Consider the following 1,126-nt stretch of genomic DNA (forward strand, 5'->3'; position numbering starts at 1 on the left):
GATGCAAGAACAGCTTACCATGAATCGTCCCAAGGGTCACCACCTAACTTTGAAAGAGCGTGGAAACATTGAGGTCTACTTCAATCACGACAGGTACTCTCGTCGTAAGATTGCTGACTTGATTGGTGTTAGTGCCCAGACTATAAACAACGAGATCAAGCGAGGCCTAGTGACCAATAAACAGCTGGTTAACGGTCAGAAAAAGTTCTACGAAGTTTACGTGGCGGAGTTAGCTGAACAGCGGTATCACGAGAAGCGCAAGGCCTGTCATCGTCCCTGTAAGTTTTATCAGGTGCTAGCCTTTTTAGCGTTCTTTGTTGAGCACTTTAAGACTGATGGCTGGGCACCCGACGTTGCTATCGGTCGGGCCAAAGCGTTAGGACTCTTTCACTCCGACGAAATGGTCTGCACAAAAACGTTGTATAAGTACATCGACGAACAACTCTTAGAGGTCCGTAACTTGGATCTCACCGAGAAGATGAGTCGCCGACTACCCAAGCACGCTCCTCATAAAAACAGCCGTCTGCCGGGGTTAAGCATTGAAGAACGGCCCGCTGAAGTGGCGACACGTAAAGAGTTTGGACACTTTGAGATTGATACTATTGTCGGTAAGCGTGACGGCCAAGAGAGCGTCATTATGACCCTGATTGAGCGTCAAACCCGTTTCCAGATTATCCGTCTGGTTGATGGCCGTGACGCCGATTCAGTGGCCTATTCCATGCAGTCCATCATCACTGAATACGGAGACGTCATCAAGTCAGTGACTGCTGACAACGGTCCAGAGTTTACGACCCTTTCTCAAGTGTTGGAATCAGTCGCACCAGTCTACTTTACGCACCCTTATACGTCCAGCGAGCGTGGTACTAATGAGGCCCACAACCGCATGGTTCGCCGCGACTTCCCTAAGGGCGAGTCGCTCGATGTTGTGAGTCCAGCCGATGTCGCTAAGACTGCTGACAAGCTGAACAACATGCCTCGTCGTCAACTCGACTACCGGTCACCTGCCGAGTGCTTCGCTGCCGCCTGCGGCTAAGCTCAGCCCAATGATCACACCAAATTCCAAGCCCTGAGAATCCCTTGGGATTAGTATTTGGTCTTGGTGACTAACTTGTTCTTGCAATTTGCG

General features: G+C 50.3%; 1 protein-coding gene. It reads left to right on the forward strand.

Annotated elements, in window-relative coordinates; translation table 11 throughout:
* The first annotated feature begins 1 nt into the window (after nucleotide 1).
* Complete coding sequence (locus FD07_RS11895) at nucleotides 2-1,033, forward strand: IS30 family transposase (protein ID WP_056990136.1); 1,032 nt, start codon at nucleotides 2-4, stop codon at nucleotides 1,031-1,033.
* The last annotated feature ends 93 nt before the right edge of the window (nucleotides 1,034-1,126 follow it).

Source organism: Levilactobacillus parabrevis ATCC 53295 (assembly GCF_001434055.1).
GTDB classification, from domain to species: domain Bacteria; phylum Bacillota; class Bacilli; order Lactobacillales; family Lactobacillaceae; genus Levilactobacillus; species Levilactobacillus parabrevis.

Bases quoted from the DNA above. Each gene is read 5' to 3' on its own strand.
- FD07_RS11895 (WP_056990136.1), top strand. From the start codon at position 2: ATGCAAGAACAGCTTACCATGAATCGTCCCAAGGGTCACCACCTAACT.